4 protein-coding genes are annotated in these 7,183 nt (G+C 70.2%); all 4 read right to left on the reverse strand.

What is annotated here, in order from left to right; translation table 11 throughout:
- Positions 1-1,405 (reverse strand): sensor histidine kinase (locus AC1D15_RS12925; protein WP_477826289.1); only part of this gene is annotated, 1,405 nt, incomplete at its 3' end.
- A gap of 118 nt (positions 1,406-1,523) precedes the next feature.
- The gene (gene mgtA, locus AC1D15_RS12930) at positions 1,524-4,301 is read right to left on the reverse strand and encodes a magnesium-translocating P-type ATPase (RefSeq protein WP_477826290.1); all 2,778 of its coding nucleotides are present in this window, start codon (positions 4,299-4,301) and stop codon (positions 1,524-1,526) included.
- Positions 4,302-4,394: 93 nt separating this feature from the next.
- Complete coding sequence (locus AC1D15_RS12935; protein ID WP_477826291.1) at positions 4,395-5,258, reverse strand: NHL repeat-containing protein; 864 nt, start codon at positions 5,256-5,258, stop codon at positions 4,395-4,397.
- Positions 5,259-5,645: 387 nt separating this feature from the next.
- On the reverse strand, positions 5,646-7,183 hold a 1,538-nt coding region (locus AC1D15_RS12940; protein ID WP_477826292.1), incomplete at its 5' end, for a rhodanese homology domain-containing protein.

The following is a 7,183-nucleotide window of genomic DNA, read 5'->3' on the forward strand; positions in this document are numbered from 1 at the left end:
CGTCCTCGATGTAGAGCACCAGCGCCCCGCCCTTCGTTGACGACACGGGCTCGGGCACCGCCAGCGGCTTCGGCGCCTCGGCAGCGACCTGGCCCGCCGCGAGGACGCAGGACGGCAGGACCACCCGCGCCCGCGTGCCGGATTCGGGGCTGCTCTCCACCTCGAGCCGGCCGTTCATCAGGTGCACCAGCTGGCGCGCGAGCGTCAGCCCGATGCCCGAACCTTCGACTGCCTGCCCTTCGCGGCCCAGCCGGTTGAAGGGCTCGAACAGGTGCGACAGGTGCTCCGGCGTCATGCCGATGCCGTTGTCCACCACGTCGAGGCAGACCTCGCTGCCGGCCTGCGTCACGTCGATCCTCACCTGTCCGCCGGGCCGGTTGTATTTGCAGGCATTGCTCAGCAGGTTCAGCAGCACCTGCAGCAGCCGCCGCGGGTCGGCGACGGCACCGATGCCGACCCGCGACACCRCGCGCTCCGAGAGCTCCAGCCCGCTCGTCCTGGCGAGCGGCTGCGTGAGCGCGACGGCCTCGTCCAGCACTGCCGAGATGTCGCCGCAGACGTTGACGACCTCGATGCGCCCCGCCTCGACGCGCGAGATGTCCATCACGTCGTTGACGAGGCCGAGCAGGTGCCAGCCGGCATGCGTGATCAGCCGCACCCGCTCGGCCTGCGGCGGCGACAACACCTCGGCCGGGTCGGTGGCCAACAGTTGCGCAAAGCCCAGCATCGCGTTCAGCGGCGTGCGCAGTTCATGGCTCATGCGCGCCAGGAATTCGGTCTTGGCCCGGTTGGCGTCCTCGGCCACCTTGCGCGCGTGGTCGGCGAACGACGCTTCGTGCCGCTCGCGCTCGCGGTCGGCGTTGTCGAGCGCGAACGACAGGTCGGCGCCGAGTTCGCCCAGCAGCTCGGTCACCTCGCCGTCGAAGCAGCCCGGGGTCTTCGAGTGCAGCAGCAGCACGCCGATCGGCACCTCGGACCGCTTCAGGAGCACGGCTGCCAACGCGCAGACACCGGTCGCCGCGCACCAGGCGCGGGTGTCGTGCAGCCGCTCGTCGGTCGACGCATCGCCGATCACCACGGTGCTGCCGGCGCGCATCGCCAGCGACATCATCAGCGCCTGCGTGCGGGCGCCGTCCAGCAGGGTCTGGGGTGACTCGACGGCGACACGCCGCATCGCGCCCGCCGTAGCCCGGTGAACCTCGCGACCCTCCGAGAGGTCGATCACCGCAAGGTCCAGGTGCCCGGCCGTCACGCACACCTCRCACACGCCCTTGAACAGCTCGCGGGGTTCGGGTCGCCTCAGGATGAGGCGGTTGACCTGGGACATCACCGCGTGGAACCAGGCCAGGCGCAGCGCCGCGGCCCGGCCGCGCAGCGGCCAGTGGATGCGGGGCGGCTGTTGCAACGGTGGTGAGGACGTCGGCAGGCTGTTCGAACTCATGCCCGAGTGTGGGGGACCGGATCCACGCCCTCCGTTCGCTGGCGTACAGACGGCCGGTACCGCCCGCAACTGCCCTGCACGGCTACTGCCAGCCGAAGTGTCGGATGTAGGTGCGCTTCATCAGCGTCGTGAGCGTGCCGTAGCCCAGCAGGATGGCCAGCAGCCACAGGTAATACGGTGCCGGCAGCGCCACCAGCCCGAAATGGCCGGCCAGCGGAGACAGCGGCAGCCACAGGCCGAGCGCCATGATGGCCAGCGTCATCGCGATCAGCGGGGCGGCCGCGCGGCTCTGCACGAACGGCAGCTTCGGCGTGCGCACCATGTGCACCACCAGCGTCTGCGTCAGCAGCCCCACGACGAACCAGCCAGTCTGGAACAGCGCCTGCCGGTCCGGCGTGTTCGCCTTCAGCACCCACCACATCACCGCGAACGTCACCAGGTCGAACAGCGAGCTGATCGGACCGAAGAACAGCATGAAGCGCCCGATGTCGGCCGGGTTCCACTTCAGGGGCCGGGTCACCAGCTCGGCATCGACGTGGTCGAACGGGATGCCCGTCTGGCCGATGTCGTACAGCAGGTTCTGCACCAGCAGCTGCAGCGGCAGCATCGGCAGGAACGGCAGGAAGGCGCTGGCCACCAGCACGGAGAGGACATTGCCGAAGTTGGAGCTGGCCGTCATGCGGATGTACTTCAGCATGTTGCAGAAGGTGGTGCGGCCCTCGACCACGCCGTCGTCCAGCACCAGCAGGCTCTTCTCCAGCAGGATGATGTCGGCCGCCTCCTTGGCGATGTCGACCGCGCTGTCGACCGAAATGCCGATGTCGGCCGCGCGCAGCGCAGGCGCATCGTTGATGCCATCGCCCATGAAGCCGACGACGTGGCCGTTGGCACGCAGCGCCCGCACGATGCGCTCCTTGTGCAGCGGCGTCAGCCGCGCGAACACGCCGTGGGCCTCGGCGGCGGCCTTCAGCGCCGTGTCGTCCAGTGCCTCGACCTGCGGGCCGAGCAGCATCGTGTCCGCCGACAGGCCGACCTGGCTGCAGACCTTGCGCGTGACCTGCTCGTTGTCACCGGTCAGCACCTTCACGGTGATGCCGTGCGCCGCCAGCTTGCGCAGCGCCGGTGCCGCCGACTCCTTCGGCGGATCGAGGAAGGCGATGTAGCCGATCAGCGTCAGCCCGGACTCGTCGGCAACCGAGTAGGTTGACTGCCCCGGCGGCATCGTCTTCACCGCGACGGCGACCACGCGCAGGCCTTCGGCGCCGAGCGCCTCGGTGACGGCCTGCGTGCGTGCGCGCAGCGCGGCGTCGAGCGGCTGCGTGGGCATCGCGCGCTCGCCGTCGAGGCAGGCGTCGGTCGGGTCCGGCACGCGCACCGCGGTGCAGGCGGCCAGCACCTCGGCCACCGCGCCCTTGCAGATCAGCTCATGGTGCCGGTCCTGCCCCGCTTCGAGGGCCGCGACCACCACCGACATGCGCCGCCGCTCGAAATCGAACGGGATCTCGTCGACCTTGCGGTAGGCATCCTGCAGCTTCAGCACCGCGGGCAGCTCGACGTGGTCGAGCACCGCATGGTCCAGCAGGTTCTTCAGGCCGGTCTGGTAGTGGCTGTTGAGGAAGGCGAAGTTCAGCACCTCGGCGCAGTCCTGCCCGTAGGCGTCGACGTGGCGGGCGAGCGCGATGCGGTCCTGCGTCAGCGTGCCGGTCTTGTCGGTGCACAGGATGTCCATCGCGCCGAAGTTCTGGATCGCGTCGAGCCGCTTGACCACCACCTTCTTGCGYGACAGCCGCACGGCGCCCTTGGCCAGCGTGCTGGTGACGATCATCGGCAGCATCTCGGGCGTGAGCCCCACCGCGACCGACAGCGCGAACAGGAAGGCCTGCAGCCAGTCGCCCTTGGTGAAGCCGTTGACCAGGAACACGACCGGCACCATCACGCCGGCAAAGCGGATCAGCAGCCAGCTGACGCTGTTGACGCCGGCCTGGAAGGCGTTCGGGGTGGTCGACGTAGCGCCCGCATGGGCCGCCAGCGTGCCGAAGCAGCTGCGCGCGCCCGTGGCCACGACGAGCGCGGTGGCGGTGCCCGAGACCACGTTGGTGCCCATGAACACCAGGTTGTGCTGCGCGAGCGCGCCCTCGGCGGCCTGCGCATGCGGCTGCGCGAACTTCTCGACGGGCAGCGATTCGCCGGTCATCGCGGCCTGTGCGACGAACAGGTCGCGCGCAGCGAGCACGCGGCAGTCGGCGGGGATCATGTCGCCGGCCGACAGCGCGACGATGTCGCCGGCGACGAGGTCGCGCTGCGCGATCTCGGCGGGCGCCCCCGCGCCACCGCCCACCGGTCGGCGGATCACGCTCGCGGTGTTGCCGACCAGATCGCGCAAGCCCTCGGCTGCGCGGTGCGAGCGGCCCTCCTGCACGAAGCGGATCAGCGTGCTCAGCGCGACCATGGCCGCAATGACCACGGTGGCGCTCGCATCGGCGCTGACGAAGGACAGCGCGGCCAGCGCCGTCAACAGCAGGTTGAAGGGATTCAGGTAGCAGCGCCACAGGTGCAGCCAGCCCGGCAGCGGCTTCTCGTGGGCGATGTCGTTCGGGCCGTCGCGGGCCAGGCGCCGCGCCGCTTCGTCGGCGTCCAGTCCGTCTGCGCGGGATTGCAGGCGATGCAGCACCGCATCGGTCGGGTCGCGCGCGGCGGCCAGCAGGTCGGGCGCGAGCATGGCGCCCCCGGATGCCGGCGGCAGCGCGCGGGTCAGCGACTCCAGCAGCGGGCGACGCTCGAAATGCCGCTGCGCGCGCCGGCGGCGCAGAAAGGTGCTGAAACCCTGGGTCAGGCGCCGGTGGCGGGCCGCTTTGCTCATGAGGGTCGAGCCTGCCGGCTGGAGCCGGCGGGCACTTGATCTGGATCAAGCGGCGCGCCGCCGCCGCGCAACCAGACACGGCGCAGGCCGAGCTCAGAAGCTGATCTTGCGGATCAAGTTGTTGGCGGAGTCGGCCACATAGACGTTGCCGGATGCATCCACCGTCAAGCCCCTGGGCATCCTGAATGTGGCCGACGCCGCAGCGCCGTTGGCGTTGCCACTCTTGCCAGCCATGCCGGCCAGTGTGGTCACCACAGCCGCAGGGGTGATCTTGCGGATCAGGTTGTCTGCAATGGAGGCCACATACACGTTGCCCGAGGCGTCCACGGCCACCCCCATCGGATCGCTGAAGCTGGCCGCCGTGCCCGTGCCATTGGTGCTGCCCACGGCCCCGGTGCCCGCCAGGGTGGTGACCACGCCTGCTGGCGTGATCTTCCGGACCAGGTTGGTGGGAGGCTCGGTCACATACACATTGCCCGACGTGTCCACCGCCACGTGATAGGGATGGCTGAAGGTGGCCGAAGCCCCCGTGCCATCGGCACTGCCCAGGGCTCCGCTGCCCGCCAGCGTCGTGACCACGCCGGTCGCGCTGATCTTGCGGACCAGGTTGTTGAGGCCGTCCGCCACATACACGTTGCCTGAAGAATCCACCGCGACACCCGACGGACCGTTGAAACTCGCAGCGGTCCCCGTGGCATTGACATTGCCGTAGCTGCCCGCCGTGCCTGCCAGCGTGGTGACGACGCCCGTCGGGGTGATCTTGCGGATCAGATGGTTGAAGGTGTCCGCCACATAGAGGTTGCCAGCGGAGTCCACCGCCACCCCCTCGGGCGAGTTGAAGCGGGCGGCGGTTCCGCTGCCGTTGGCGCTGCCGGAGTTGCCGGCGCTGCCCGCCAGCGTGCTGACCGTCCCTGAGGATGTCACCTTGCGGATCACGTGGCTGTTGAACTCGGCCACGTAGACAGTTCCCGCGGTGTCCACGGCGGCTGCGAAGGGGCCGTTGAAACTCGCAGCCGTTGCCGATGCATCGGCGCTACCCGCGGTGCCGCTACCCGCCAGCGTGGTGACGGTCCCCGAGCCGCCGGTACCGGGACCAGGACCGGAGCCGGCATCGGGGCCTGCGCCGCCACCACCGCCACATCCGGCGACAAGTGCCAGGCCGACAAGTGGAACAAGCAGCACGACCTTCGCTGAGCACACAAGCGCCGACAGCGCTGTAAAGGAGATTCGACGCACAGGAGACCTTGGATGATTTTGGGTCCGCCAGCGTAGTGCGAGAGGGCGGCAGCTCACACCCCCTCATCGGGGGAACGAGCCCGGAATCAAACTTTGGTCATCTCGGCATCACACCGTCACAAAATGATGCGTCCCGTCGCGCTTCAGCTGTGCGACCAGGCCGAACTCCCAATCGAGATACGCCTGCATCGCGGCCCGCGCGTTGTCGGTGCCTTCGTAGGGGCGGCGGTAGCGATCGGTGCGCGGTGATGCGAGCCGCTGTTCGCCAGTCTCCACCGGCAAGCCTGCGTCGGCCCAGGCCGCGGTGCCGCCTTGCAGCACATGCACCTCGGCCTGTGAACCCACCAGCTCTTGGAGCTCGTGTGCTGCAAACGGAGCCAGCAGGCTCGTACCGCAAGTCACCACGATGCGCCGCGCCGGCGGCAGCAGCTTCAGCGCCTCGCGCAGCTGCGAGCGCAGCACGAACCACGCGCCGGGGATGTGCCGCTTCACGTGGCTCGCGCTGGTCGTCACGTCGATCACCTGCACATCGGCACCGGGGCTCGCGAGCCAATCAGCCAGCGTCGATGGTGTGATGCCGTGCACCTGCGGCGGCGCAGGCCGCGGCGGCGCATCGGCACCCGTCTCCACGCCATCCGATGCCGCATCGGCGTCGAGCAGCGCCACCTCCCAGCCCATCTGCGCCAGCCACGACGCGCTCATCTCGGCACGCACACCCGCATCGCGTGACCCGGCCGGCGTGCCGTCGTGGTCCGCCAGCACGATGCGCGCACCGCGCACCGGCGCGTGCACGTCGGTCTCCTGCACCAGTTGCCCGCCCGGCGCGCTGCGGAACCCGGGCCGGTGCCCGGCCGCGTATTCCTCCGGCGTGCGCACGTCGAAGCGATACGTCGTGCGGCCCGGCTCTTCCACCCAGTGCGCCAGTTGCGCGGCCCCGATGCGCCGCACGCCGGCGCGCTCGGCCACGGCCCGCGCATCGTGTCGCGCCGCATCGCGCGCCGCCGCGCTCGCCGGCCCGAAGCGTCGTGCCGCGCCATGCTCCAGCGATTGCCCGGCCAGCGTCCAGCCGATCGTGCCGTTGCGCAGCGCGCTCACCGGGTTCGGAATGCCCGCGTTCACCAGCGACTGCGTGCCGATGATGCTGCGCGTGCGCCCTGCGCAATTGACGATCACGCGCGTGGCGGGATCCGGCGCGAGGTCGCGCACGCGCAGCACCAGCTCGGCGCCCGGCACGCTGGTCGAGCCGGGGATGTTCATCGTCTGGTACTCGTCGAAGCGGCGCGCATCGAGCACCACCACGTCGGCCTTCGCATCGAGCAGCGCCTGCACCTCCTCGGCCGCGAGCGACGGCGTGTGCCGCGCCTCCTCCACCCACTCGCCGAACGACTTGCTCGGCACGTTCACGTCGCGGAACAGCTCCAGCCCGGCGGCGGCCCAGCCCGCCAGGCCGCCGGCCAGCACGTGCACCTGCGTGTAGCCGAGGCTGCGCAGGCGCTGCGCGGCGCGCACGGCATCATCCGCACCCTCGCCATAGACGACGATGCGCGTGTCGCGCCGCGGGATGCGGCCCCAGGCGTCGAGCTCGAGGCGGCCGAGCGGAAAGTTGGCCGCCCACAGCGGATGCGATTGCGCGAACGGGTCTTCCT

This window comes from Rhizobacter sp. P2_H2 (assembly GCF_056403375.1).